The organism is Demequina sp., from assembly GCF_047975725.1.
Classification (GTDB): Bacteria; Actinomycetota; Actinomycetes; order Actinomycetales; family Demequinaceae; genus Demequina.
This window is the reverse complement of record NZ_JBKEED010000028.1, coordinates 18,389-44,413: the sequence shown is the minus strand read 5'-3', so window position 1 is coordinate 44,413 and position 26,025 is coordinate 18,389. Positions and strand designations below refer to the sequence as shown.

Annotated in this window: 27 protein-coding genes and 1 pseudogene; 15 read left to right on the top strand and 13 right to left on the bottom strand. The window is 67.1% G+C overall.

Annotated features, from left to right (window positions below):
- Positions 1-43: 43 nt before the first annotated feature.
- The 3 genes from ACK5NO_RS10305 to ACK5NO_RS10295 are packed head-to-tail and all read right to left on the bottom strand — an operon-like array spanning position 44 to position 3,813.
- The gene (locus tag ACK5NO_RS10305; protein WP_416812589.1) at positions 44-1,822 is read right to left on the bottom strand and encodes an ABC transporter substrate-binding protein; all 1,779 of its coding nucleotides are present in this window, start codon (positions 1,820-1,822) and stop codon (positions 44-46) included.
- A gap of 33 nt (positions 1,823-1,855) precedes the next feature.
- Positions 1,856-2,815, bottom strand: coding sequence for a carbohydrate ABC transporter permease (locus tag ACK5NO_RS10300; RefSeq protein WP_416812588.1), 960 nt, complete (start codon positions 2,813-2,815; stop codon positions 1,856-1,858).
- Between the two features lie 11 nt (positions 2,816-2,826).
- Entirely contained in the window at positions 2,827-3,813 is a 987-nt protein-coding gene (locus ACK5NO_RS10295; protein WP_416812587.1) for an ABC transporter permease, read from the bottom strand.
- Between the two features lie 538 nt (positions 3,814-4,351).
- On the opposite strand from ACK5NO_RS10295, the gene ACK5NO_RS10290 reads away from it, so the two are divergent.
- From ACK5NO_RS10290 to ACK5NO_RS10270, 5 genes are all read left to right on the top strand, one after another.
- Positions 4,352-5,992 (top strand): sodium-dependent transporter, encoded by a 1,641-nt coding sequence (locus tag ACK5NO_RS10290; RefSeq protein ID WP_416812586.1) that lies wholly within the window; start codon positions 4,352-4,354, stop codon positions 5,990-5,992.
- Positions 5,989-6,126, top strand: coding sequence for a methionine/alanine import family NSS transporter small subunit (locus ACK5NO_RS10285; protein WP_416812585.1), 138 nt, complete (start codon positions 5,989-5,991; stop codon positions 6,124-6,126). Before ACK5NO_RS10290 ends, ACK5NO_RS10285 begins: the two co-directional genes overlap by 4 nt.
- 142 nt (positions 6,127-6,268) lie before the next feature.
- On the top strand, positions 6,269-7,180 hold the full coding sequence (locus ACK5NO_RS10280) for an ABC transporter substrate-binding protein (protein WP_416812584.1): 912 nt from the start codon (positions 6,269-6,271) through the stop codon (positions 7,178-7,180).
- Between the two features lie 81 nt (positions 7,181-7,261).
- Positions 7,262-8,236, top strand: a complete 975-nt coding sequence (locus ACK5NO_RS10275) for an amino acid ABC transporter permease (RefSeq protein WP_416812583.1) — start codon at positions 7,262-7,264, stop codon at positions 8,234-8,236.
- Complete coding sequence (locus ACK5NO_RS10270) at positions 8,233-9,015, top strand: amino acid ABC transporter ATP-binding protein (protein ID WP_416812582.1); 783 nt, start codon at positions 8,233-8,235, stop codon at positions 9,013-9,015. The genes ACK5NO_RS10275 and ACK5NO_RS10270 overlap by 4 nt, the downstream gene beginning before the upstream one ends.
- Positions 9,016-9,084: 69 nt before the next feature.
- Here the strand turns inward: ACK5NO_RS10270 and ACK5NO_RS10265 are convergent, their stop codons facing one another.
- The 4 genes from ACK5NO_RS10265 to ACK5NO_RS10250 all read right to left on the bottom strand — a co-directional run bounded on the left by ACK5NO_RS10265 (position 9,085) and on the right by ACK5NO_RS10250 (position 12,331).
- Positions 9,085-10,140 carry a hemolysin family protein gene (locus ACK5NO_RS10265; protein WP_416812581.1) on the bottom strand — a complete coding sequence of 352 codons (1,056 nt, stop codon included), beginning with the start codon at positions 10,138-10,140 and terminating at the stop codon, positions 9,085-9,087.
- Positions 10,133-11,533: a hemolysin family protein gene (locus ACK5NO_RS10260; protein ID WP_416812580.1), complete on the bottom strand. Its 1,401-nt coding sequence runs from the start codon at positions 11,531-11,533 to the stop codon at positions 10,133-10,135. The genes ACK5NO_RS10265 and ACK5NO_RS10260 overlap by 8 nt, the downstream gene beginning before the upstream one ends.
- The gene (locus ACK5NO_RS10255; RefSeq protein WP_416812579.1) at positions 11,530-11,655 is read right to left on the bottom strand and encodes a hypothetical protein; all 126 of its coding nucleotides are present in this window, start codon (positions 11,653-11,655) and stop codon (positions 11,530-11,532) included. The genes ACK5NO_RS10260 and ACK5NO_RS10255 overlap by 4 nt, the downstream gene beginning before the upstream one ends.
- Positions 11,656-11,719: 64 nt before the next feature.
- The gene (locus tag ACK5NO_RS10250; RefSeq protein ID WP_416812578.1) at positions 11,720-12,331 is read right to left on the bottom strand and encodes a sugar O-acetyltransferase; all 612 of its coding nucleotides are present in this window, start codon (positions 12,329-12,331) and stop codon (positions 11,720-11,722) included.
- Between the two features lie 155 nt (positions 12,332-12,486).
- Here ACK5NO_RS10250 and ACK5NO_RS10245 point away from each other — a divergent pair, with 155 nt between their 5' ends.
- Together ACK5NO_RS10245 and ACK5NO_RS10240 are read left to right on the top strand one after the other, a co-directional pair.
- A complete protein-coding gene (locus tag ACK5NO_RS10245; protein ID WP_416812577.1) occupies positions 12,487-13,467 on the top strand; it encodes a GDP-mannose 4,6-dehydratase in 981 nt (326 codons plus the stop codon).
- A gap of 8 nt (positions 13,468-13,475) precedes the next feature.
- Positions 13,476-14,420 (top strand): GDP-mannose 4,6-dehydratase, encoded by a 945-nt coding sequence (locus ACK5NO_RS10240; protein ID WP_416812576.1) that lies wholly within the window; start codon positions 13,476-13,478, stop codon positions 14,418-14,420.
- 36 nt (positions 14,421-14,456) lie between these two features.
- Here ACK5NO_RS10240 and ACK5NO_RS10235 read toward each other — a convergent pair whose 3' ends face one another.
- Entirely contained in the window at positions 14,457-14,789 is a 333-nt protein-coding gene (locus tag ACK5NO_RS10235; protein ID WP_416812575.1) for a ribonuclease E inhibitor RraB, read from the bottom strand.
- Between the two features lie 101 nt (positions 14,790-14,890).
- Between ACK5NO_RS10235 and ACK5NO_RS10230 the strand changes: the two are divergent.
- Positions 14,891-15,403: pseudogene (locus ACK5NO_RS10230) on the top strand (radical SAM protein); the annotation flags it as partial.
- 173 nt (positions 15,404-15,576) lie between these two features.
- Here ACK5NO_RS10230 and ACK5NO_RS10225 read toward each other — a convergent pair.
- Both ACK5NO_RS10225 and ACK5NO_RS10220 read right to left on the bottom strand, forming a co-directional pair.
- A complete protein-coding gene (locus tag ACK5NO_RS10225; protein ID WP_416812574.1) occupies positions 15,577-15,870 on the bottom strand; it encodes a hypothetical protein in 294 nt (97 codons plus the stop codon).
- Positions 15,871-15,959: 89 nt separating this feature from the next.
- Positions 15,960-16,916: a hypothetical protein gene (locus ACK5NO_RS10220; RefSeq protein ID WP_416812573.1), complete on the bottom strand. Its 957-nt coding sequence runs from the start codon at positions 16,914-16,916 to the stop codon at positions 15,960-15,962.
- Positions 16,917-16,988: 72 nt separating this feature from the next.
- On the opposite strand from ACK5NO_RS10220, the gene ACK5NO_RS10215 reads away from it, so the two are divergent.
- The 6 genes from ACK5NO_RS10215 (at position 16,989) to ACK5NO_RS10190 (ending at position 21,146) form a co-directional block, all read left to right on the top strand.
- A complete protein-coding gene (locus ACK5NO_RS10215; protein WP_416812572.1) occupies positions 16,989-18,617 on the top strand; it encodes a cation:proton antiporter in 1,629 nt (542 codons plus the stop codon).
- Positions 18,614-19,486, top strand: coding sequence for a phosphodiester glycosidase family protein (locus ACK5NO_RS10210; protein ID WP_416812571.1), 873 nt, complete (start codon positions 18,614-18,616; stop codon positions 19,484-19,486). The genes ACK5NO_RS10215 and ACK5NO_RS10210 overlap by 4 nt, the downstream gene beginning before the upstream one ends.
- A 36-nt stretch (positions 19,487-19,522) precedes the next feature.
- Positions 19,523-20,029 carry an O-acetyl-ADP-ribose deacetylase gene (locus tag ACK5NO_RS10205; RefSeq protein ID WP_416812570.1) on the top strand — a complete coding sequence of 169 codons (507 nt, stop codon included), beginning with the start codon at positions 19,523-19,525 and terminating at the stop codon, positions 20,027-20,029.
- Between the two features lie 21 nt (positions 20,030-20,050).
- Positions 20,051-20,380, top strand: a complete 330-nt coding sequence (locus ACK5NO_RS10200) for a YnfA family protein (RefSeq protein ID WP_416812569.1) — start codon at positions 20,051-20,053, stop codon at positions 20,378-20,380.
- A gap of 126 nt (positions 20,381-20,506) precedes the next feature.
- Entirely contained in the window at positions 20,507-20,632 is a 126-nt protein-coding gene (locus tag ACK5NO_RS10195) for a hypothetical protein (RefSeq protein ID WP_416812568.1), read from the top strand.
- Between the two features lie 298 nt (positions 20,633-20,930).
- Complete coding sequence (locus ACK5NO_RS10190; RefSeq protein ID WP_416812567.1) at positions 20,931-21,146, top strand: hypothetical protein; 216 nt, start codon at positions 20,931-20,933, stop codon at positions 21,144-21,146.
- A gap of 22 nt (positions 21,147-21,168) precedes the next feature.
- Here the strand turns inward: ACK5NO_RS10190 and gnd are convergent, their stop codons facing one another.
- Together gnd and zwf are read right to left on the bottom strand one after the other, a co-directional pair.
- Positions 21,169-22,206, bottom strand: coding sequence for a phosphogluconate dehydrogenase (NAD(+)-dependent, decarboxylating) (gnd, locus tag ACK5NO_RS10185; RefSeq protein ID WP_416812566.1), 1,038 nt, complete (start codon positions 22,204-22,206; stop codon positions 21,169-21,171).
- Entirely contained in the window at positions 22,203-23,666 is a 1,464-nt protein-coding gene (gene zwf, locus ACK5NO_RS10180) for a glucose-6-phosphate dehydrogenase (protein WP_416812565.1), read from the bottom strand. Before zwf ends, gnd begins: the two co-directional genes overlap by 4 nt.
- A 218-nt stretch (positions 23,667-23,884) precedes the next feature.
- Between zwf and tal the strand changes: the two genes are divergently transcribed.
- On the top strand, positions 23,885-25,009 hold the full coding sequence (gene tal, locus ACK5NO_RS10175) for a transaldolase (protein WP_416812564.1): 1,125 nt from the start codon (positions 23,885-23,887) through the stop codon (positions 25,007-25,009).
- A gap of 5 nt (positions 25,010-25,014) precedes the next feature.
- On the opposite strand, the gene ACK5NO_RS10170 is transcribed toward tal, so the two are convergent.
- Positions 25,015-26,016 carry a zinc-binding alcohol dehydrogenase family protein gene (locus tag ACK5NO_RS10170; RefSeq protein WP_416812563.1) on the bottom strand — a complete coding sequence of 334 codons (1,002 nt, stop codon included), beginning with the start codon at positions 26,014-26,016 and terminating at the stop codon, positions 25,015-25,017.
- Positions 26,017-26,025 lie beyond the last annotated feature (9 nt).

The window sequence follows — 26,025 nt, the reverse complement described above, 5'->3', positions numbered from 1 at the left end:
TTTCGCCCCGGGGCCCTCTCAGTGATGAGCGACCAGTGTCAGGTCACTCGGCGAAGGTCGCGACCACCGTCTCGCGAGCGGTGTTCTGCTCCTCGGCGTTGGCCATGTCCCACTCGAGGACCTGCGCGTAGCCCAGGCCGTCGGCCTTGGACACGAGCTCGGCCCACAGGGAGTCGAACGCCGCCTGGTCAGAGGCGAAGACGGCCTGCCACGAGTACTGCACGACCAGCGCCTTGATCTGGTTGCGCAGCGTCTCGATCTCGGAGGTGTCGGCAGGGGCCGTGTAGCTGGCACCCGGCGCGACGAGCAGCTGGTCGTTGTCCTCGAGGTAGCCGATGGTGGTGGTAGCGCCACCCATCTGCTCGGTCCAGTCCGCCTGCAGCGGGGTCTCGACCAGTTCGAGGTACGACGGCCAGGTCTTGTAGCTGAACGGGAAGCCCGTGGCAGCGTCGGTGTCGTTGGGCAGGACCACGCTCACGTTGAGCGTCGACGTGCCGTCGATGTACGAGCCGCCGCCCCAGTCCTCGGGAACGGTGCCGTCGCCGGTGAGGAACACTTCCTGGCCAAAGTCGGTGAGCACAGGCTCGCCGTCAGTGCCCATCTCCCAGGTCAGACCCTCGGGGCCAGCAGCACCCATGGTCTGGGAGTTGTTCATGTAGGTGCCCTCGGCGGAGTACAGCCAGTCGATGAAGGCTGCGATGCGCTCGGGGTCCTCGGCCTGCGAGCCGATGGCGAGCACCTGCTTGCCGCCGTAGGCCTCGGCGCCGTAGGAGAACACCTGCATGTCCTCCATGGGGGCGATCATGAAGCCCTTGCCTGCTGCGGTGTTCTCGGCGGTGTTGTAAGCCGACTGGCCAAGCCACGGCCACCAGGAGAACAGCACCTGGCCGTTCTGCATCTTCGAGAACAGGGTGTCGTAGTTCTGGGTGGTCGACTCGGGGTCGACGATGCCCAGCTGGTTGGCCTGGAAATACCACTCGAGCACGCGCTTGTACTCGCCGTCCTCGTCGAGGATGCCCTGGTAATCCGAGCCGTCCGCCTTGGCAAGGACAAAGCCGATCTCGTCGTAGCCGTAGAAGCAGATGGGCTGCTTGGCAACGTTCATCATGTTGCCGTCCCAGTCCTTGAACAGCGACAGGGCGTAGGTCTTCTGGCCGTTGTCGGCCTCGGGCTGGGCGTCCTGCATGTCCTTCAGGATGGGCAGGAGGTCCTCGAGGGTGCCGATCTCGGGGTAGCCGAGCTCCGCGTAGATGTCCCAACGCAGGAAGGGGCCGAACGTGGGGTCGATGCCCTCGGAGGGCTGGGTCGGCTTGAGCGTCGACACCTGGGTGGGCGTCGAGTAGATGCCGTCCTTGCCTTCGTTGAGGATCTGCACCGCCTGGTCGAACACCGCGGCGTGCTCCATGTTGGGGTAGTACTCGGCCATGTCGAGCAGCAGGCCGCCCTCGACGAGTTCGTCGACGCGCTCGCCCTTGTCGGTGATGATGAGGTCACCGAGGTCTCCGGCGGCCACGCGGGTGTTGTAGAGGGTGTCGCCACCGCCGGCAACGTTGGGGGCGATGATGTTCAAGTTCATGTTGAACTTGTCCTTGACGACCTTGGCAAACCAACCCTCTTGGGTGCCCATGTAGTTGGCGAGGCCATCGAACACGTCGATGGTGATCTCCTCGTCCCACGACTCGGGGAAGCCCGCGGCCTCGGCGCCGGGGGAGTTGGTGTTGGACTCCGGAGTGTCCTCCGGCTCATCCGACGAGCAGGACGACAGCAGTCCTGCGGCAAGGAGAGTGGTGGCCGCGAAGGCGACCGTACTCTTCAGCTTCATTGCTTTCCTTTCTGGTTTGACCTGCGGGTTGATTCAGCCCTTGACCGCGCCGAGCATGATGCCCTTGACGAAGTACCGCTGAAAGAGGGGGTAGATGAAGATGATCGGCAGGATGACGATCACCGACACGGTCATGCGAATGGAGGTTGGCGTCTGCTGGGAGGCGGCGTCAGCGATCGCTCCCAGGTTTCCGCCGGCGTTCTGAGCCGCGATGGCCAGGCTGTTGGCCTGGTTGATGAACATGTAGAGCAGGTACTGCAGGGTGTACAGGCTCTGGTCCGTGATGTAGATCAGGGTGTCTTGGAACGAGTTCCACTGCGTGACCGCTGCGAAGATGGCGACCGTCGCGAGGATGGGCGTCATGTTGGGCAGGTAGATCACGAAGAAGGTGCGCAGGGTTCCGGCGCCGTCGACTTCGGCGGCCTCCTGCAGTTCGCGCGGCATGCCCTCGACGTAGGTCTTGACCAGCACGATGAAGAAGGGCTGGACCACGAACGGGATCACGTAGACCCAGAAGTTGTTGGTCAATCCCAGGTTCTTCATGATGATGAACATCGGGATCAGGCCTGCGCTGAAGTACATGGTGATGACCACGAACCGGTACCAGAAGCGCCGTCCCCACATGCGGTCCTGGGTGAACATGAATCCCAGGAAGGCGGACGCGAGCACCGTCGCGAGCGTGCCCAGCACGGTGCGGGCGACAGATACGGCGGCGGCCGTCGTCAGGCCCTTGAGCTGGAACACCTGCACGAAGTTCTCGAAGTGGATGCCCTTGGGGAACAGGCGCACGTCGCCCAGCGCAGAGATGTCGTTGGCGCTGATCGAGTTGATGATCAGGTAGTAGAACGGGTAGGCACACAGGATCACGAGGATCAGGAAGACGAACCCGTTGACGAGGGAGAACACGCGGTCGCCCATGGTGCGCTCGTGCCCCTTGGGAGGGCGCACCGTGCGGTGCTCGGTGTCCTGGTTGACGACTGTGGTGGCAGACATGGCAGCTCCCCTTACACCAGCGACTGTCCGCGCAGTCGCTTGGCGAGCGCGTTGACGGTGAACAGCAGCGCCACGGAGATCAGCGACTTGAGCATGCCGATCGCGGTGGCCATGGACAGGTTGTTACCCGTCATGCCGATGTTGTAGACGTACAGGTCGAGCACCTCGATGTGCTCGCGGTTGAAGGCGTTCTGGAACACGTAGTACTGCTCCATGCCGTTGTTGAGCAGGTTGGCCACGGACAGCAGCAGCAGCACCAGGTAGGTGGGCATCAGCTGAGGCACGGTGACGTACCACATGGTCTGGAAGCGTCCGGCGCCGTCCATTTTGGCGGACTCGTACAGCGACGGGTCGATGCCCGAGATGGCCGCGAGATAGATGATCGCGCCCCAGCCAAGACCCTTCCAGATGCTCCACGCCGTCATTTGCAGCCACACGTGGTCGCCGGAGTCGAGGAAGCTGATCGGTGTGGTGATGATCCCGGAGTCCAGCAGCACGTCGTTGACCAGGCCCGTGCTGGAGAACAGCGAGAAGGCGATCATGTAGACGAGCACCCACGAGATGAAGTTGGGCAGTGTGGTGAGCGTCTGTACTGCGTTGCGGAACCACGGCACGCGCACCTCGTTGAGGAACACGGCGAAGGCCAACGGCAGCACCGAGGTCGCGATGCCAAGGAAGCTGATCGCGAGGGTGTTGGTGAGCACCTGCCCGATGGTTTCGAGCTGGGTGGGGGAGTTGACCATGAGGCGGAACCACTGGAGTCCCACGAACTCGGAGCCGCCTAGGCCCAGAGCCGGCTTGTAGTCGTACAGCGAGTAAATCCAGCCGTACAGCGGGAAGTAGGCGAAGAGGAAGGACAAGGCGACGAACGGCGAGATGAGCAGGAACATCTTGACGGACTTCTTGCGCCGCTTGTCGGGGCCGCGCTCCTTGCGCGACTTGCGATCGAGGTTCTTGACCGCGAGCTCTCGTAGGGAAAGCTGGGTTGCCGCGCTCATGCGCGTCGCTCCTCAAGGGGGGCTGAGTGGTGAGTTCCTCCGCCGTTGTCCATTTTCACTCCTTCGTGTCCTGGACGGACCGCCGGCTTCACATCGTGGTGACCCCGGCTACTTTCGAACCGCTTCGATTCAAAGTAGACAGCGCGAAACGATTCGTCAAATGTCATTGGTCACGGGAAGGTAACGATCCGACCCGAACGCTGGCGGGCGCCAGCCCGTCGCGCCGGACCTCGCGCGCGCCATCACCGCGGCGAAACCTCCATTACCAGGGCCGATGCGCATCGGCCGGGCAGGGCCCATCGCCACCCGGCCGCCGCGGTCCTGTCGGGCGCATGCGAACAGCCGATGCGCGTGTCGCCCCGCGCTCAACCCGCGGCAACCGGGTGCGACCCCCCCAAAGGCCCCGTATCGTCCGCAAAGGGCGCGCGCCCGAGGTGCGCAGCGACTACCGTGGTGCCAGTCGCGTCGGCATTGGCCCCGTTGGCATCAGGTCCCCACCCTGAACCAGACAACCCTGATCCAGACACGAGTAGGTGCGATGGCAGTAGCAGGCAGCCCCCCGACCCAGCCCGGCCCCGAGTTGGGCGCCAAGGACAAGCGCGAGCACTGGTCCGGCCAGACCGCCTTCATCCTTGCTGCAGTCGGCTCCGCTGTCGGCCTCGGGAACATTTGGCGGTTCCCCGGCGAGGCGTACGACAACGGCGGGGGAGCCTTCATGATCCCCTACTTGGTTGCGCTCCTGACCGCGGGCATCCCCATTCTGTTGCTCGAGCACGGCATCGGGCACCGCTTCCGTGGCTCGGCCCCGCTGACCTTCAGGCGCATCCACCGTCGCGCGGAAGGCGTGGGATGGTGGCACGTCGCCATCTGCTTCGTGATCGGGCTGTACTACACCGCGATCATCGCGTGGGCGCTGAGCTATTTCGTCTTCAGCTTCGACCTGTCGTATGCAGACGATCCGTCGGGCTACTTCTACGGCGACTTCCTGCACCTGACGGAGAGCGTCGGCTTCTCCCTCGACTTTGTCCCCGGCGTGCTGATCCCGCTGGCTCTCGTGTGGATCGTCGCGATCGTGGTGCTGTGGCTAGGGGTCTCAGGCGGCGTCGAGAAGCTCAACGTCATCGGCATCCCGCTGCTCGTCGTCACCTTCACCATCCTCGTGGTGCGTGCGCTATTCCTTGACGGCGCGGCCGAGGGCCTCGATGCGCTGTTCACCCCTGACTTCAGTGCCTTGAGCAACCCCGATGTGTGGATCGCCGCCTACGGCCAGATCTTCTTCTCGCTGTCGCTTGCCTACGGCGTCATGGTGACCTACGCCTCGTACCGCAGGCGCCGCTCCAACGTCACGAGCCCCGCGCTCGTCGTCGCCTTCGGCAACAGCGCCTTCGAGTTGCTCGCGGGCATCGGCGTGTTCGCGACCATCGGCTTCCTCGCCGTCCAGCAGGGCGTCGGCGTCAACGAGCTCACCAACCTCACGGGTGTGAGCCTGTCGTTCATCACCTTCCCCACCGTCATCGGCCAGATGCCAGGAGGGGAGGTCTTCGGTGCGTTGTTCTTTGGCTCGCTCGTCATCGCGGGCGTGACCTCGCTCGTGTCCGTGCTGCAGACAGTGTCCTCGGCCCTCCAGGACAAGTTCGGCTGGACGCCGCGTCAGGGTGCGCTCGCGGTAGGCCTCCCGTCCGCGGTGCTGTCGCTCGTGGGCTTCGGCACCACCACCGGGCTGTACTTGCTCGACACGGTCGACCAGTTCTCCAATCAGCTCGGCATCGTCATGGGTGCGATCCTCATGATCGGCGCCTCCCTGTGGCTTGCCCGCCGTGGTCCGGAACTGTCGCGCCACCTGAGCGCGATCTCGACGTTTGCCGTGGGCAAGGTGTGGCTCGTGGTTATCAATGTGGTCTCGTTGCTGCTGATCTACATGTTTGTCGACAAGTTGGTGTCACTCATCGTCGACGGCTACGGCACGTACCCCGCCTGGTATCTCGCGCTCTTTGGGTGGGGCACGATGGCCTTCATCACGGCGGTGGCGCTCGCCATGCCCGCCCTGAGGTGGGCCAAGGACCATGGCGAGTTCCATCCGTGGCCCACGCGCGCGCAACTTCACTTGCCGCCCGAGGGGGACCGTAGGCCCGATGCGCCCGCCGGCCCGCAGGCGCCGGTGCAGGGAGGTGCGGCATGAGCCCCGAGGCAATCACTCTGATGGTCGTGTCGATGGTGGTGATCTGGGGCGGCCTAGGCGCCTCGATCGCCTTCCTCGCACGCAAGCCCGAACGCGACGACCTTCCCGACGGCGGCGAGGACGAGCACGTCTAAGTCGCACCCGGGACTTCGGGCCGTCATCGCGGTTATGCGGTGGCCTGTATGATTATGCGTAGCACGTTCGCCGCCGGTGGTGACCACCATCCCGCGTCCCCGCGAGCGGCGTGCGTCCATCCCTATCCTGAGGAGATCCCCCATGCGTAAGTTCGCCTTTGCGGCCACCGCCGCCATCGCCGTGCTCGGCCTGAGCGCCTGCACCACCGCCTCGCTCGAGCCCAGCGGCGGCTCGGCAACCAACGGTGACACCACCGAAGCCTTCGACGTGTCGACCATCGACGTCAACGAGGAGGCGGCGGCTCTCGTCCCCGCGGACATCGCCGAGTCCGGTGTGCTGCGCGTGGGCATGGAGACTACTTACGCTCCCGCCGAGTTCCTCGACGTCGATGGCCAGACGCCCATCGGTTACGACGTCGACCTGTCGAACGCGCTCGCCGCAGCGCTGGGCCTTGAGGCGGAGGTCACCTCTGCCTCGTTCGACTCGATCATCCCGGGCATTGGCTCCAAGTACGACGCCGGTATCTCGGCGTTCACCATCACGCCCGAGCGCCTCGAAGTCGTCGACATGATCCAGTACTTCACCGCCGGTTCGGCGCTCGCCGTCAAGGAGGGCAACCCCAACGGCGTGAGCGTGGATGACCTGTGCGGCACCACTATTGCGGTCCAGGTGGGCACCATCCAGGAGATCGAGGCGGGCGACATGAGCGCGCAGTGCGAGACGGACGGCAAGGAGGCCATCGACGTGCTGGCCTACGACTCGAACGCCGACGCCGCGACCAACGTCGTGGGCGGCAAGGCCGACGCGCTGTTCGCTGACTCTCCCGTGACCGGCTACGCCGTGAGCCAGGCCGACGGCCAGCTCGAACTGCTGGGCGAGGCGCTCGACACCGCGCCCCAGGGCATCGCGACCGCCAAGGGCTCGGAGCTCACCGACGCCGTAGCGCTGGCCCTCCAGGGCCTGATGGACGACGGTACGCTCGAACTGATCCTGTCCGGCTGGGGCACCGAGTCCGGTGGCCTGACCACGGCAGAGGTCAACCCGGCGTCCTAACGCCGCTGAATCCCTCGTGAGGGGCCGATGCGCGGGTCAGGACCCGCGCATCGGCCCACCCTCGAGGGCGAGGAGTACTGCATGAGCACCACACCCGGCACACACGGGGGTTCTGACCCCGTGCCCAACCGCATCCACGCGCGCCCCGTGCCGCGCCCGGGCCGCTGGATCGCCGCCGCGCTGCTCGCGGTGCTCGCGGCGATGGCCGTCCACGGCCTCATCACCAACCCCAACTATCGGTGGGACGTGGTGTGGCTGTACCTACGCGACGTGTCCGTGATCCGCGGGGTGGGCTGGACGCTCGTGCTGACGTTCGGCTCGATGGTGATCGGCATCGTGCTGGCCGTCATCCTGGCGATCATGCGCCGGTCCGACAACCCCGTGCTGCGCTCGGCGAGCTGGTTCTACATCTGGCTGTTCCGCGGCACTCCGATTTACACCCAGCTCGTCTTCTGGGGCCTGATCTCGGTGTTGTATCCCACCTTGAGCATCGGCATCCCGTTCGGGCCGGAGTTTTACACGTTCCAGACCTCGATGGTCATCACCGCCTTCTGGGCCGCGCTGCTGGGCCTCGGACTCAACGAGGCCGCCTATCTCGCGGAGATCGTGCGCGCCGGCCTCGGCTCGGTCGACAAGGGCCAGGAAGAGGCGGCCCGCGCCCTCGGCATGAAGGAGTCGACCATCCTTCGCCGCATCGTCATTCCGCAGGCCATGCGGGTGATCGTGCCTCCCACGGGCAACGAGACCATCTCGATGCTCAAGACCACGTCGCTCGTGCTCGCGGTGCCGTTCACCCTCGATCTGACGTTCGCGACCAACGCGATCGGCAACCGCCTGTTCCTGCCCATCCCGCTGCTCATCGTGTCCGCGTTCTGGTACCTGCTCATCACGTCGATCCTCATGGTCGGTCAGCACTATCTGGAGCGCTACTACGGCAAGGGCACCGGTGAGCACGCGGGCGGAGGCAAGCGCAAGAAGCGCCGCTTTGGCCGGCAGAGCGCCATTCAGGCCGCTGGCACCGCGAAGGACGATCCCTTCTTGGAGGTGACCCCGTGACCGACACCGAGCCCATGGTCAAGGTGCGCGACGCGCACAAGATGTTCGGCGACCTGCACGTGCTGCGGGGCGTCGACCTGACGGTCGACAGGGGAGAGGTGTGCGTGGTTCTCGGCCCCTCGGGATCGGGTAAGTCCACGCTGCTGCGGTGCATCAACGAGCTCGAGGAACTGACGGGCGGCTCTGTGCGGCTCGACGGCGAACTGCTGGGCTACCGCGAGGTCACCAAGGGCGACGCCACGACCCTGCACCGCTTGCACCCCAAGCGCATCGCCCAGCAGCGCTCGCGCATCGGCATGGTGTTCCAGCGCTTCCACCTGTTCCCGCACATGACCGCGCTCGAGAACGTGGTCGAGGCTCAGGTACAGGTCCTGGGCCGCTCCAAGCGTGAGGCGCGCGCCCGCGCCCTCGAACTGCTCACGACCGTAGGGCTGTCCGACCGTACCGAGCACTACCCGGCGCAGTTGTCCGGCGGTCAGCAGCAGCGCGTCGCGATCGCTCGCGCCCTCGCGATGGACCCCGAGATCATGCTGTTTGACGAGCCCACCTCGGCGCTCGACCCCGAGCTGGTGGGCGAGGTGCTCGCCGTCATGAAGGACCTCGCCGGCCGAGGCATGACGATGATCGTCGTCACCCACGAGATCGGGTTTGCCCGCGAGGTGGGCGACCACGTGGTCTTCATGGACGAGGGCGTCGTGGTCGAGGAGGGCCCGCCAGCCGCGGTCCTCGACGCACCCAGCGAGCAGCGCACCAAGGACTTCCTGTCTCACGTGCTCTAGGCACCAGACGGCCGATGCGCCCGGCAGCCCCGTAGGGCTACCGGGCGCTCGTGCGTCGTAGGGACCGGGTTAGCTTTCGCTCGACGCGAGCTGACCGGCGTCGACGACCTCGCCCACCAGCCGTTCGATGACGTCCTCGAGCATCGCCGCGCCTCGCACCTGACCGGTGGCGGCGTCCTTGACGAGCGCGATGTGCGTGCCGCGCGCCTGCATTGAGGTCAGCGCCGACTCAAGCGAGGCGTCGGCAGAGATCACCGTCAGGGGACGCACCGCAGTGGGCGGCACCGGCTTGGTTGCTCCGCCGCGGGGCACCTCGACAAAGTCCTTGAGGTGCAGGTAGCCCACGTACTCTCCGGCCTCGTCGACCAGCGGGAAGCGGGAGAACCCGGTGCGCAGCGACACCTTCTGAGCCTGCTGCGGCGTGACGTCGACGGGGAGCGTCTCGAGGTCATCGACGGATGTCAGCACCGTCTCGACGGTCTCGAAGGCGAGCGTCAGCGACCCGGAGAGCACCTGGTGCTCCTCGTCGCCCAGCAGGCCCTCGTCGCGAGACTCCGCGACAAAGGCCGCCACCTGATCCGCGTCGAAGGCGCTCGCCACCTCGTCTGCAGGCTCGACCTTGAGACCCTTGAGCACGCAGTTCGCGAGCCAGTTGAGCGCCGCGATGATGGGGCGCAGGATCCATACGACGCCGTACAGCGCGGGTCCGAGGATCATCGCGGAACGCTCCGGCCCGGCGAGGGCGATGTTCTTGGGGACCATCTCGCCCAGGACCATGTGCAAGAACACGACGATGGCCAAGGCGATGGCGAACGCGATGCCGTGGAGCCACGCGCCCTCGATGCCGATCGCGGCGAGGGGCTTCTCGAGCTGGTGGGCCACGGCAGGTTCGCCGATGGCACCAAGGCCGAGCGAGCACATCGTGATACCGAGTTGTGCGCCGGCCATCATGAGCGACACGCGCTCCATGGCGCGCACCGTGATGCGTGCGGCCCATGAGCCCTCAGCAGCCCGCGGCTCGATCTGCGTGCGGCGAGCGGAGACGAGGGCGAACTCGGCACCCACGAAGAAGGCGTTGCCCACCAACAGTGCGATGGCGAGTGTGATCGCGACCCAGTCAGCCACGGCTAGCCTCCTGTCGTGCGTGGGAGTCGTCGTCGGCGCCGGGCACCTCACGTGGCATGGTTTCGACCAGTACGCGGTCCACCCGGTGGCCATCAAGCCTGGTCACGGTGATGCGTACGTCGACGGGTACGGGGATGTCGTCCTCGTCGCGGTGGCGCTCGTCCCGAGCCTCGATCGTGAGCTGGTCGCCCAACACGGGGAAGCGCTCGAGATGCTCAGTGAGCAGGCCGCCGATGGTGTCGGACTCGCGGGCCTCGGGCAGGTCAAGGCCCATGATCTCGCCAGCCTCGTCGGGGCGCAGCAGCCCGGACAGCGACCACTTGCCCTCGCCCACCTCACGGTGGCGGGAGACGGGGCGGTCCTGTTCGTCCTCGATCTCGCCGACGATCTCCTCGACCAAGTCCTCGAGGGTGACGACGCCATCGGTGCCGCCGTACTCGTCGACCACGACCGCGAGTTGTGACCCGCGGCGCAACGCCTCGAGCACCGAACTGAGCGGCATGGTGGACGGCACGGACTCGACCGGCAGGCAGATCTCGCGCACGGTGGTGGTGCGGCGTTGCCGCGCGGGGACCGCGAGCGCGCGCTTAAAGTGCGCGATGCCCACAATGTCGTCGACGTCGTCGCCCATGACGGGGAAGCGGGCGTGACCCGAGCGGGAGGCGAGGGTCAACACCTCGGACACGGGCGCATCGGCCTCAACAAAGGTCACGCGAGTGCGCGGCGTCATCGCGTCCGAAGCCGTCCGTTCGCGCAGTTCAGCGGCGCGAGCCAGGCGGGTCGCGACGCGCGGGTCGAGGGTGCCACGCGCCGCCGAGTGCAGCGCGAGCGACTCGAACTCCTGGGCCGAGCGTGCGGACGCGAGTTCCTCGACCGGTTCGACGCCCAAGCGGCGGACGATCCAGTTGGCGGAGCCATTGAGAAAGCGGATAAGCGGGCCCATGAACCACGTGAAGCCGCGCTGGGTGCCCACGACGGCGCGTCCCACGCGTAGCGGCTCGGCGATGGCCCAGTTCTTGGGCACCAGTTCGCCGAACACCATCTGGGTCGCGGTGGCGATGATGAACGCGGCGGTGAGAGACACGGCGAGCGCGGTGCCCTCCGGCATGCCCCACGCGTCAAGCGGCTGGCGCAACAGCGTCGCAATGGACGGCTCGGCGATGAAGCCCACGAGCAGGCTCGTGAGGGTGATGCCCAGCTGCGCGCTGGATAGTTCGGTCGACAGGTGGGTGAGCCCCGTGCGCAACGAGGCGGCGCGCTTGTCGCCGGCCTTGGCGGCCTTGTCGACCGTGGGGCGGTCGACCGTGACGAACGCGAACTCGGCCGCCACGAAGATCGCGTTGGCGCCGATCAGTACGAAGGTGAGAACCAGCAGCAGCCAGGCTTGCGTCATGAGAGGCGGCCGATGCGCTCGGGGCCAACCGCGTCGGCGGTGGTGGCGAGAAAGATCAGGGATGGCGCCGGCTTGCGTATCGAGACGCTCAGCGGGCGCTTGGGACTATGTCCGTCGGGCATGGGAAGAGGGTACGCGATCGCGGGCGCGCGCACGAGGCGACGGCCCTGTGCCGTGGGCGATCGTCTACAGCGAGCGGATGACCTTCGCGGGGTTGCCCGCCACCAGGACGCCGGGCGGCACGTCGCGGGTGACCACCGATCCGGCGGCCACCACCGAGCCCGCGCCGATGGTGACGCCGGGACACACCACGACGGATCCGCCCAGCCACACGTCGTTTTCGAGGGTGATGGGGAAGGCCCGCTCCCACCCCTCGCGCCTGGTCTCGATGTCGAAGGCGTGGTTGACCGTGTAGAAGCGCGCCTGAGGCCCAATGAGCGCGTGGTCGCCAATGTGCACGCGGCCCGAGCCAAGGATCATCAGGTCCGCGTTGATGAACACGTGCGCGCCGAAGGTGACGCGTTCGCGATACTCGAGGTAGAGCGGCGGCCGGAAGTCGAGGCCGGGGCCGCACTCGCTCACCAGCTCACTCACGCCCCGGCTGGCGCCGTCGGGGTCCGTGTAGAACAACTCGCCCAGTTCGCGCAGGCGAGCGATGGTGGCGCGCTGCATGTCCGCCAATTCCGGGCCCGCGCGGTAACGGAACCACTCGTCTGCCACGAGCTTGTCGTACTCGCTGCGACTGGGGTCCTCGACGGGCCGCTCGGTCATCGCGGCACGCATCTTGGCAGGGTCCACAGCTCCTCCTCGGTCGTTCACGCCACTGTAAGGCGGGCGTACGCGAGCGTGGCGGGACCTTGGTGCATCGGCGCTGTAGCCTCGCGACCTCCCCGGTGGCGGTAACGTACGGTAGCGGGGCGGCCAACCGGCCATGAGCGAATTGAGGACCAAGCGTGAAGCGTGCGCTGATCACCGGAATCTCTGGCCAGGACGGCCTGTACCTGGGGGAATTCCTGCTAGAGCAGGGCTACGAGGTGTACGGCCTGATCCGGGGGCAGAACAACCCGCGCCGCGCCATTGTCGAGGAGATCTTGCCGCAGGCCACGCTCATCACGGGCGACCTGATGGACTTCTCGAGCCTGCTGCGCGCACTCGAGATCAGTCGCCCCACCGAGATCTATAACCTCGCGGCGATCAGCTACGTCGCGTACTCGTGGGACAACGCCCAGCTCACCAGTGAAGTGACGGGCAAGGGTGTGCTCAACATGCTCGAGGCGATCCGCCTGTGGGCCAAGGGCAGTCTCGATCAGGTGCGGTTTTACCAGGCCTCGAGCTCGGAAATGTTCGGCAAGGTCCAAGAGGTGCCCCAGCGTGAGTCGACGCTGCTGTGGCCCCGCTCGCCTTACGGAGTGGCCAAGGTCTTTGGCCACTACATGACCATCAACTACCGCGAGTCGTACGGCATGCACGCCTCGAGCGGCATCCTGTTTAACCACGAGTCACCGCGCCGCGGGCCGGAGTTTGTGACGCGCAAGGTCTCGCGCGCCGTCGCCGCGATCGCGCGCGGTGACCAGGACTCGCTCGTCATGGGCAACCTCGACGCCAAGCGCGACTGGGGTTACGCGGGCGACTACGTGCGCGCCATGTGGATGATGCTTCAGCAGGACCAGCCTGACGACTACGTGATCGCCACGGGCCAGACCCAGTCGGTGCGCGACCTGCTTGACGTGGCCTTCGCCGCGGCCGGAATCGATGACTGGCAGCCGCTCGTCCAGCAGGACGAGCGCTTCATGCGCCCCGCCGAGGTCGACCTGCTCATCGGTGACGCCTCCAAGGCTCACGACGTGCTCGGCTGGCAGCCTGAGGTCAGCTTCGAGGAACTGGTCCGGATGATGGTGAAGTCCGACCAGGACAACCCCGGACGTACCTGGTAGGCGGCGCCATGCGCGTGCTCATCACCGGGCTGACCGGTCAGGACGGGCATTACCTGCTCGAGCGACTGGGCGCCCAGGACGCCGAGATTCATGGCCTGGTGCGTCCCGGTCCCGGCGAGGAGAGCGCGCGGGCAGAGGCGGCGCAGCGGGCGACCCTGCACGAGGCCGACCTGGGTGACCTCAGCCGAGTCGAGGCGGTCGTGAAGGACATCGTTCCTCACCTGGTGTTCAACCTCGCCGGGCTCAGCTCTGTGGGCCAGTCCTGGGCTGCGCCGGCGCGCACCGGCCTGGTGACGGGCGTAGGAGCCGTGGCGCTGTTGGAGGCGACCATGGCAGCCAACGCCGATGCACGGTTCGTGCAGTGCTCCAGTGCAGAGATCTTTGGTGACGCCCCGGAAAGCCCGCAAACGGAGCAGACTCCGCTGGCGCCCGTGTCGCCGTATGGAGCGGCCAAAGCCTTCGCCCACACCGTCGTCCAGGGGTATCGCGCGCGTGGGGCCTTCGCGAGTTCGTGCATTCTCTACAGCCACGAGTCGCCCCGGCGCGCCCGCACCTTCGTGACGCGCAAGATCACCTCGACCGTCGCGGCGATCGCCAGGGGAGAGGCCGACGAACTCGTGATGGGCAACGTCGACGCCCGCCGCGACTGGGGCTGGGCGCCCGACTACGTCGACGCGATGGTGCGAGCAGCCGCACACCACACGGCCAACGACTACGTGATCGCCACGGGCGTCGCGCATAGCGTGCAGGACTTCATCGATGCCGCCTTCGACGCGGCGGGTGTTCCTGCTGAGCGGCGCCGCGTGCGCACCGATACCTCCGAGCTGCGACCGCATGATCCGAGCGAGCAGCGCGGCGACGCGACCCGTGCGCGCACCGAACTTGGGTGGCAGCCCACGATGTCCTTCGAAGACATCGTGGGGGCGATGGTCGAGCACGACCTGCGCGGCTAGCGAGCGGCGCCTCCGCGCGCACGACGTGGAGGGCCGTCAGGCCGTCATTGCGCCCCAGCCGTCGTACGAGCCCCGTGCGTGCTCGACGACGCCGATCACCTCGGCGAGAAAAGCGGCAACCTCCTCGTCGCTGAGGCTCTGCGGGCGTGTCGCCTGGAGGGCAACCTTGAAGCCCTGGCGTGCGGTCTCGACCTCGAAACCCGCGGCGCGAAGGGCCGCCTCCGCCTCCTTGGCATGAGCCTTCCGGCCAAAGTAGGCGAAGTGCTCGACGGGCCGCGCGGCGGCGAGGTTGTCGCCCAACTCGATTCGCTGCTCGCGCAGCGGTGCCCAGCCGGCGTATTCCTGGTTGAACCGCTCGGTGTTCGACATGGCCTGATCATGGCAAAGGGGTCCGGTCGAGAGTCGCGACACGCCGAGCCGTTCAGTTCGGAGGCTTGACCGCTCAGTCGAACAAATGTTCGCATGGGCACATGTGGTGGGAGGCCCAGGCGCTGCGTGCCAGCACAGCCGATGCGCTGCCAGCGCTCGCCAAGATGTCCCACCTGGTCAGAACGGTGACGACCCCGGAGTTTGCGGGCGTGACCTTCCACGAGGTGCTCGCCAAGAGCGCACTGAGCCGAGTCGGTCCGGGCAGCGCGGTGCCGTTCACCTGGACCATCAACCCCTATCGCGGCTGCTCACATGCTTGCGTGTATTGCTTTGCACGGCCCAGCCATCGCTACCTCGAGCTCGGCTCGGGCGCCGACTTCGACAGCCAGGTGATCGTCAAGATCAACGTTGTCGAGGCGCTCAAGGCCGACCTGGCCAAGCGCTCGTGGGCACGCGAGCATGTCGCTCTCGGCACCAACACGGACCCCTACCAGCGGGCCGAAGGGCGCTACCGACTCATGCCGGGCATCTCGACCAGGCGCTCGCGCGCATCAAGGCCCTCATCCGCGCCCACGGGCTCGAACGCGCCCCGAGGACTCCAATACCGGCGCGATGGGCAGCACGGGTGGCGCGTCGGCGCCGCAGATGCCGCGTGCCAGGGCGCGTGACGACAACGGCGATTGGCGCCGGACGAGCGCGACCCGGCGCCCGCATCGTCCGCCCGCGCAGGGATCAAGGCCAGGCCAGGCAACCCTGTTCTGACGGCACGCCCGTCAGGTCGCCGACGTCACCACGGCGCGATGTTGAGCTCGGTGCCCGCGATGACGGCGGTACCGTCCTCGTGCAGGTCGAGGGCACTGATGCCTAGGTGCAGCGCCTGCTCGACGGCATGGCGCGAACGCTCGTCGATGATCCACACCGCGGCGCCCTCGCCGTCGCTGACCATCATGCCGCGCTGCGTGAGCCCCGTGACCCACATTCGCAGGGGTGCACGCTCGCGTCCCATGGCCGACTGGAACGTCGGGACGGGGGCGCGCACACTCGTGCGAGTACGCGCGGCGGGCTGCTGCACGGCGGTCATGGTGCCTCCTTCTGGCTCGCCGAAAATACCAGCCGATGCGCTCGCGGCACCAGCGGCAAAGGTCCCGCCGCCGGGCGCGGAGGGCTCCGTCACCAGGGCCAGGTGAAGGTCACCTCATGCGCGAGTTGTGTCACCACAACGGCGATGATGGGGCCGCCCACGATCGCCCAGCCGAGCGCGGCGTTGGCGGCGCGCGTGACGTGTATGCCCACGAACCCGTCGACGTCTCCGTCCTCATCGTCGGCCTTCGCCTTGGTGGCAAGCGGCTCAATGCGCTGTGCGAGCTGTGCGCGAGAGATCCCAGCCACACGTGCCACCTGGTCGAGGTGCGCCTCGAGTCGCTCCGGCGGGTAGTGGGCTGCGGGAAAGGCGGGGTTGACGAACGCGGCGGCGCCCATCACTTCGCTGGTGTCCCGGCGGCGCTTGACGTCGGCCGACGATCGGGTCGTGAGGTCGAGTGCAGCGTAGTCGCCGGGGGTCAGCGGCACCATGACGGGGCTCGCGTCGAAGTCGGAACTGAGCAGCAGCGTGGTTGCGAGCGTCGCGGTGGCGATCAGCGTCACCTGCGAGCCGTCAACGTCTCGCAACTGCACTTCGTGCAGACCGTCGTCAACGGAGCGCTCTCGCAACACCTCAAGCGGCAGCACCTGGCGCCGGTCGAGGCCGGACGTCGCGCGCAAGAGGATGCCGGGCAGGAGCATCGTGGCGAGCAGCGCGCCCAAGGCTAGCGTGAGCCACGTGACCTTGTCGGACGGTGCGGTGAGGCCGATCGGCACCGCCACCACAGTCCAGAAGATGCCCCAGCCCCTCAGGGAGTTGCCCGCGAACCGCCGCGAGCGCCGCCGTAGCGGCCTCAGCGCCAGCACTCTGACCGCAGGAAGATCGCCGTCCTCGTCTTCGGTGAGCACAGCGCCCGCGGGCGCGCGGTGACCCGACGTGCCGTCCCAGTCGAGCGTCCACAGCCGGCCATGGCCCCACGCGAGCGGGGCATCAGCGTGCTTGGTGAGGTAGGCGCGCTCGCGTCCGGTCATTCCCCCTGGTTCCATGCCGCGATGCTAACGCCTCAGTGAGGCGTGGTCTCGATACGATGGCACTGATACCGGCAGCCAGGAGGGCCAGTGGAGTACCTGATTATCGGTGTGGTCGCCCTGCTGGCCATCGCCTTTGCCACGGTCGTGTCGCCCAGGCTCGGTGTGGCGTCGCCGCTGATTCTGGTCGCACTTGGTGTGGGCGCGAGCGCGCTGCCCTTTGTTGAGCCCATCGAGGTCGACCCCGAGGTGATTCTCGCCGGTGTGCTCCCGCCTCTGCTGTACGCCGCAGGGGTGTCAATTCCGGCTACCGACTTCCGCCGTGAGTTCAAGTCGATCGGCGCTCTGTCAGTGCTGCTGACGATCATCTCGACGGTGTTGCTGGGCGTCCTGTTCCACGCGATCCTGCCCGACTTGTCGTGGCCGTGGGCGTTCGCGATCGGCGCCATCGTCAGCCCCTCGGATCCCGTGGCGACGGCGATCATCAAGCGCTCGGGCGTGGCTCCACGCATGGTGTCGCTGCTCGAAGGTGAGGCGCTGCTCAATGACGCCACCGCGTTGGTGCTGTTGCGTGGAGCGGTCGCCGCTGCCGCATCGGCCGTGACCGTGTGGGGTGTGGCAGGCGAGTTCGTCATGGCGATGACCGTCGCAGTGATCATCGGTTGGGCCGTCGGCCACCTCAACCTGTGGATCAGCGCCCGGATCCCCGACACCACTGCAAACACCGTCTTCACTTTTGCCGTGCCCTTCCTCGCCTCGGTCCCCGCGGAACTCATGGGTGCCTCTGGCCTGGTCGCGGCCGTTGTCGCGGGCCTCGTCACGGGCAACGGCGCCGCGCGCGTGCTGTCCCCGCAGGTGCGGGCCTCGGACCATCAGACGTGGCGTGCCATCGAGTTGATGCTCGAGGGAGTGGTCTACCTGATCCTGGGCCTCGAACTCATCGGCACCATCCAGGACGTGCAGCGAGACCATGAGGGTGTCGCCTTTGCCGCGGGCGTGGCGGCGCTCACGCTCCTGGCGGCACTCGTCGTGCGCGCGGCCTTCATCGCGCCCTTGCTGTGGGTGCAGGGTCGCAGGGCCGCGCGGGCACTCGCGGCCAAGCCAAAGATCGCCGATGCGCGACGAGCCCTGGCGAGCGATGGCTCGGCTACCAGCGCCATCAGGCTGGTCACACGGCGTCGGTGGGGCGGCTCGCAGCAGTCCGCAGAGATGCTTGAGCGCCACCTGATTCGTACCGAGGCGGATATCTCCTATCTCGAGAAGGCGCCGCTGGGCAGGCGGGAGGGCGCCTTGATGGTGTGGGCGGGGATGCGCGGCGTCGTGACGGTAGCCGCCGCCCAGACCCTCCCGATCGACACCCCGGACCGTTCGTTGCTGGTGCTGATCGCGTACATCGTCGCGATCTCGTCGCTGGTGATCCAGGGAGGCACCGTCGCGTGGGCCGTGAGGTTGCTGAGGCCCGCCGGCGGTGCGAGCGAGGAGGAAGTGCTCGCCGAGCGCGTACGGCTGCAGGACTTTCTCGAGCGAGTCGGAGCCCAGACGCGGGAGGACTTCCAGCGCGACGAGCGCGACGGCCACCATCACGCGCAGCACCTCGCGATCATCAAGGCCAAGCGCGATGCGCTCTTGGACGTGCGCTCGCTCGGTACCTTCAGCTCGCCTGCGCTGTCTGCCATGCTCGCCGAACTTGATGCGGAGCAGATCCGGTTGGAACTGTGATCTGCTCCCCGACGCGGCCCACCCTCACAGGGGTCCTCACCGCGCTTGGCCTCGCCGCGCTTAGCCTCACCGTGCTCAGCGCCTGCAGCGCTGAGGCGCCCGTGGCGCCCACGGTGACCGTGACGGCGACCCCGGGCGTGAGCACTACGGCAGGCAACGGGGACACGGCAGGCGAGGGTACATCGGACGTATCCGAGGACGTCATCCCCGTCGACACTATGCGGGTCGAGCATGGCGGCGGAGCCTACGGCGTGGTCACCCTGGACATGGCTGAGTGGGATGTGCGGGTGGAGTGGGACCCGCAGTCTGAGGGGGTGTTGCTGTCGGAGGTGATCGAGGCGGATCCTTCCATTGCGGTAGCCACCAACGCCGGCATCTTCACCACCGAGATGCGCCCGGGAGGCTTGCTCGTCGCGGATGGCGAGGAACTCGTGGGCCTCAACCTCGCCGACGGTGGCGGCAACTTCCACCTCAAGCCCAATGCGGTATTCGCTGTGCTCGACGACGGCACCGCGACGGTCGTGAACAGCGAGGAGTACGACCCCGCGGGGGTGGTGCAGGCGACCCAGTCCGGACCCGCACTGCTGCTCGACGGCGAGGTGCACCCCGAGTTCCGCGAAGGCTCGACCAACCTTGCGCTGCGCAGCGGGGTGGGCGTCAGCCCTGACGGAACGACCGTCTATCTTGCGATCTCGTCGGGCCTGACCAACCTGTGGGACTTCGCCACGATGTTCCGCGATGAACTGGGCGTCGAGGACGCGTTGTACCTTGACGGGCAGATCTCCGACCTGTGGGTGAGCGGGATGTCCGAGCCCGGCGTGCTGTCGGGACCATACGCGGGCGTCATTACCGCCAGGCCGCGTTCGTAACCTGCGCGAGCGTGGCGTCTGGGTCACACTGGGGCCATGGCCACCCTCACCGCGATCCGAGACGACATCACGACGCTGGCAGTGGATGCCATCGTCAACGCCGCCAATGAGACGTTGTTGGGAGGCGCTGGAGTCGACGGCGCCATCCACGCCGCTGCGGGACGCGGCTTGGTCGAGGAGTGTCGCGAACTCGGCGGCTGCGAGCCTGGTGAGGCCAAAATGACTGGCGGCTACCGGTTGCCTGCCACCCATGTGATCCACACGGTCGGGCCTTTTTGGCGTGGCGGCGGGCACGGCGAAGAAGAGGTGCTCGCCACGTGCTACCGCAACTCGATCGCGCTCGCGGCCGGTCATGGCCTGTCGACGCTCGCGTTCCCGTGCATTGCCACAGGTACCTACGGCTATCCCCAGGACTATGCGGCCGATGTTGCGGTGCAGGCGGTGAAGGGGGCCCTCGAGGAGTATCCGAGCCTGCAGGAGATCACGTTCTGCTGTTACTCCGAATACGACCTTGAGTTGTATGAGGAGCGACTGGCCCGCTGACTCATCTCTAGGCTTGCCTCCATGACGGCTGTCCGGATACTGACCATTTTCGCTGTCGCTGCGTTGGCCGAGATTGGTGGGGCGTGGCTTGTGTGGCAGGGGCTGCGTGAGCACCGCGGTGCGCTGTTCGTCGGCCTGGGGGTGGTGTGCCTTGGCCTTTACGGAGTGATCGCGACGCTCCAACCCGACCCACATTTCGGCAGGGTGCTCGCGGCGTATGGAGGCATCTTTGTCGCGGGCTCGCTGGCGTGGGGGATCGTCGTGGATCGGTTCCGGCCCGATGCGTGGGACTGGACCGGTGCCGCACTGTGCTTGGTGGGAGCCGGTGTCATCATGCTCGCTCCGCGCTAGAGCGCCGGAATGTCACGATTGGGCAAAGCAGGGTTCCCTACCAGGCGCGAGGGGAGTAGGTTCACTCGGGTGAGCCCGAATGGGCCTTCACGCCGCAGGTTCCGCCACGAGGAGAGGGGGCTCATCATGATGAGCATTGACGTTCAGAACGCCACCGGCATTGTCGCCGCGTCGCGCGTCGGCGTCCCCTCGAAGTCACGAGGTTACTCGTGGCTGACGCAGGCGGGCACCTTCACCGTCGCGACCGCGTAAGCAGAAGAACTCTGCCCGCGCCCGGGTCATCACCGCGTCATTTCATGGGCTGACCCACGCCGGTTCCCGCGAGCTCCCAGGTTTGACCTGGCACCTTGCGTTGTGAGCCACCCACCCTCGGCATGAGGGCATCTGGCTGACCTTTGCCGTCCCTCGGCAGGGGTGTCACCGGTCCGATTCGCCCTCGCGCCCCGCAGGGTTCGATGTCATCACGCCTGTCGCTGTCACCTTGTGCTGTGCGGCCACCGGCTTTCCACGCTCCCGCGAGCCCACACGCGGAGAGGAGGTGAAATCCACCATGAGCGATCCTCAAATGCTGACCATCCTGGTCCAGCAGTACGCGGCTAACCCCGAGCGACTCCTTGGCGAGCGCGAGGGCTACGCCCGCCCGACGCGTGACCTCGGTCTGCGTCGCGCCCGTCGCCACGTGCGACTGGCTCGTCTGCGCGCTCGGCGTCGGCTCCGTGCCGCTGCCGCTGCCGCCACCGCCATGCCTGGTCGCGTCGCCCCGTGAGGGGCGGCGCGGCCCGGCGCCGCTACTCGCCCGTGGGCTTCTCCTCGTGCCCGCCAAAGCCCTTCCGCATCGCTGAGAGCACCTTCTCTGCGTAGACGTCGAGGTCCCGCGACGCGAAGCGCGAATACAGTGCCGTCGTGAGCACGGGCGTGGGAACGCCCTCCTCGATGGCCGCGATCGACGTCCACCTGCCCTCGCCCGAGTCAGACACCTGGCCAGAGAACTGGGTGAGCTCGGGATCGTCGTGGAGTGCCTGCGCGGTGAGGTCCAAGAGCCATGAACCGATCACGGAGCCGCGCCGCCACACTTCTGCGACCGCGGCGGTGTCGATGTCGTACTGGTAGAACTCGGGGTGAGCCATGGGGGCCGTCTCGGCATCAGCGTCCCGCGAGGCTGCCCCCGCGTTCGCGTGCTTGAGGATGCTGAGGCCCTCGGCGTAGGCCGCCATGAGGCCATACTCGATGCCGTTGTGCACCATCTTGACAAAGTGCCCGGCTCCGTTGGGGCCGCAGTGCAGCCAGCCGTTCTCTGCTTGGGCAGGCGCGCCCTCGCGCCCCGGTGTGCGCGGCGCCGAGTCCACACCAGGGGCAATGCTGTTCCACAGGGGGCTCAGCCGCTCGACGACCTCCGTCTCACCGCCGATCATCAAGCAAAACCCGCGATCGAGCCCGTGGACTCCGCCCGACGTGCCGCAGTCCACCAGGTGCACGCCGCGCTCGGCCAACATGGCGGCATGCGCGAGGTCGTCGCGGTAGTAGCTGTTGCCGCCGTCGATGATGGTGTCGCCGGGCTCGAGGACGGCGGCAAGGGCTTCGATCACCGACTGGGTGATGGCGCCCGCAGGCACCATGACCCACACCGCGCGCGGGGCTTCGAGAACGGTCAGGAAGTCGGCGAGGTCGCCCGCGGGCACGGCGCCCTCCGCCACGAGAGCGTCGATCGCTGTGGGGGACACGTCATGGACGGCCACCGTGTGACCGTCGCGCATCAGGCGGCGGGTGAGGCCCGCACCCATGCGCCCTAGTCCCACCATGCCCAACTGTGGTGTCGAGGTGGTCATGCGTGTCCTCCTTGTGCGTGGCCTGAAGGCGCGGTGGTGCCCACAGGGGCGGGGTGGTCAGCCTCATGCGGATCGTGCCAAGGCCCGTGATGGCCAATGAGGGCGTCGGCCTGGGCTTCGGGTCCCCACGTGCCCGGCTCGTAGGGGATGGCAGGCGCATGGTCGGTCAGCACCGCCTCGACTACCCGCCATGCTGCCTCGACGGAGTCCTCATGCGTGAACAGTGCGCTGTCGCCGCGAAGGGCGTCTGACAGCAGCCGCTCGTAGGGTTCTCGCTCGAGCGGACTCTCCGTGTCCAGCACGAGTTCGCGCTCGTGGCCGACGAACTCCTCTCCAGGCCGCTTGACTCGGACGTTGAGGCCGATGGCACCTTCGGGTTGCAAGCGAAATCGCAGCCGGTTGGGCCGCTGATGCGGGTCAACGGCATCGTCAAAGAGCGCCTGTGGGGGCCGCTTGAACTCCACCACCACCTCGCCTACCGACGTGGCAAGGCACTTGCCGGTGCGCAAGTAGAACGGCACGCCTGCCCACCTCCACGAGTCGATGTGCAGGCGCACGGCCGCGAAGGTCTCCACATCGGAGTCCGAGGCGACGCCCTCCTCGTCCCGATAGCCCACAAACTGGCCGCGCACGTAGTCATCCCTGGTGAGCGGGCGCATGGCGTTGAAGACGTTCGCCTTGGCAGCCTGGACCGCCCCGTAGCCCTGGTAGGTGGGCGCCTCCATGGTCAGGAGCGCGACAATCTGGAACAGGTGGTTTTCGACGACGTCGCGCAGCGCGCCCGCAGACTCGTAGAACGAGCCGCGTCCTCGTACCCCGAAACTCTCGGCGAAGGTGACCTGCACCGAAGCGATGTAGTTGCGGTTCCAGATGGGCTCGAACATCGCGTTGGCGAACCGGAAGTACAGCAGGTTCATGATCTCTTCCTTGCCGAGGAAGTGGTCGATACGAAAGATGGCGTGTTCATCGAAGGCGGCCGTGATGGCGGCATTCAGGCTCTTCGCGCTGCCAAGGTCGCGGCCGAAGGGCTTCTCGACGACGACTCGGGCACCCTCGTTGAGGCCCACAGCGGCGAGCCCCTGCACCACTGTGCCGAACAGCGCTGGAGGGATCGCGAGGTAGTGCGTGGGCTGGCTGCACTCGCCGAGTTCCTTGCGCAGGTGAGTGAAGGTGGCAGGGTCCTGATAGTCGCCGTCGACGTAGCGCAGGAGGGACACCAGCGTCTCCAACGCCGCCGGATCGTCAACCCCGTCGGGATGGTCGCTGACCGACTGGCGGGCCCGCTCGCGGAGGTCAGCGACCGTCCAGTTCGAGAACGCGACTCCCACGACGGGCACCGTCAGCGTGCCCGCCTTCACCATGCGGTACAGCGACGGGAAGATCGACTTGCGGGCAAGGTCGCCGGTGGCCCCAAAGAACACCAGCGAGTCGGAGGGGGTGTCGGGCAGTGCGCCAGGCATGGGACTCCTCGTGTAAGCAGGGACGATTCGCCATTCCCACCCTAGGGCGGGATTGCCGATCTCGCGCGGCAAGAAGGTGGGGCGAGGGTGCGAGCCAAGTAAACGTCCGGCGAACGCCGTAGCGGCCACCTCGCGGCGCATCGGCCGGGATGGAATGCTCGGGTGAGCGGCCCCGTTGGCGCTGACGACCCCCAAGAATGCAAGCGAAGGAGCATCGCATGACTGCGCAGACATCGCCCGGATCACTTCAGGCTCTGAGCGAGGCGGGGGTGTCGATTTGGCTCGACGACCTGTCACGCGAACGCCTGCGCAGTGGGTCGTTGGCCAGAGATCTCGAGTCGCGTGCCATCGTCGGCGTGACGACCAACCCGTCGATCTTCGCGGCAGCGGTCTCGGGCTCCGACCAGTACGACTCCCAAATCGCCGACCTGGCCGCGAGGGGCGTCGACGTCGAGGAGGCCGTGCGCATGATCACGACGGCCGATGTGCGCGAGGCGTGCGACGTTCTCAGGCCCCTGTACGACGCTACCGATGGTGTAGACGGCAGGGTGTCGATCGAGGTGGACCCGCGCTTCGCACGCGACACCGAGGCCACCAACGCGGAGGCGCGGCAGTTGTGGTGGCTTGTCGACCGGCCCAACGTGATGATCAAGATCCCGGCGACCGTGGAGGGGCTACCGGCGATCACCCAGGCCATCGCGCAAGGGATCTCCGTGAATGTGACGCTGATCTTCTCGCTGGAACGCTACGCCCAGGTGGTGGACGCCTTCCTTGCGGGCCTCGAGGCGGCGCACGCGGCTGGCCACGACCTGTCGCGCATCGGCTCGGTCGCGTCGTTCTTTGTGTCGCGAGTCGACAGCGAAGTGGACGCGCGCCTGGCCACGGGCGGCGCAGCGGAGCAGCTGCGGGGAACGGCAGCAATCGCGAATGCGCGCCTCGCCTTCGAGCACCACGAGCAGGTGCTCGCCTCGGACCGCTGGAACCGCCTCGCTCAGGCTGGGGCCAGGCCGCAGCGCCCGCTGTGGGCCTCCACGTCAGTGAAGGACCCCGCGTACCCCGACACCATGTACGTGGACGAGCTGGTCGCGCCCGGCACTGTGAACACCATGCCTGAGGCGACCATCGAGGCTTTCGCCGACCACGGACAGGCGCCGGCAGAGCCCGACGGCTGGAACACCGTGAGCGGTACCTACGATGAGGCTCGCCGCACGTTCGAGGCGCTTGCGGCGGCGGGTGTGGACATCGCTGATGTCACGACGGTGCTTGAAGAGCAGGGCATCGACAAGTTCGCGGACGCGTGGGAGGAACTGTTGGCCCGGGTCGAGGACCAGATGGGCCGCTGAGTGCGTCAGCGGTGCACGACGACCTTGCCGATCATCGACTTCGATTCGACGAGCCGGTGAGCCTCCCGTAGGCCCGCGGCACTGAAGTCGCCGATGCGTTCGGTGGCCGTGGTGACGATCTCACCTCGGTCGACCAGGTCGGCGAGTTCGTCGAGGATCCGGCCCTGCTCGGCAATGTCCCATGCGCCGTAGCGGGAGCGGGCGAACATGTACTCCCAGTGCATCGAGGCCGACTTGGAAAACAGCGGCAGCAGCGACTCGTCGGTGCCATCGATCGACACGACCGAGCCAAAGGGCTTGATCAGCTTCGCGTAGGTGCCGATGTTGCCCGGGGTGTACGACGAGAAGATGTACTCGACCCCCTGCGGAGCGAGGGCGCCTGCTGATGCTGCGAGCTCACGGTGGTCGGCCACCGCATCGGCTCCCATGCGCAGGCACCATGCCTGGGTCTCCTCGCGGCCCGCCGTGGCGATCACGCGCAGGGCAGTGAGGCGCTTGGCGAGCTGCGTCAGGATCGAGCCGACCCCGCCCGCTCCGCCCACCATCAACACGGTGCCCGAGTCCTCGCGGCTCATGCGGAAGTGGTCGAACATGCCCTCCCACGCCGTCAGCGCCGTCAGGGGCAGGGCGGCCGCGTCCGCGAAACTCAGCGACGAGGGCTTGGTCGCCACAATGCGGTGGTCCACCACCTGCAGGTCAGCGTTGGCGCCTTGACGTCCGGCGTCGCCGGCCCACCACACCTCGTCGCCGACCGTGAAATCCGTGACCTCGTCGCCAAGCCCCACGACGGTGCCGGCGCCGTCGTAGCCGAGGATGCGGGGCTCGTTGCCCACGGCGCCACGGCCGTAGCCGCCCGTGCGCTTCTTGACGTCGACGGGATTGACCGAGACTGCCTCGACCCTGATGAGCAGGTCGAGAGGCCCGGGGGCTGGATCAGGGGTGTCGATGTCGCGAAGCGAAGCGGCGTCCGTGATGGGTAGCGGCTCGAAGGCGGCGATGGCGTGCATGGTGCTCCT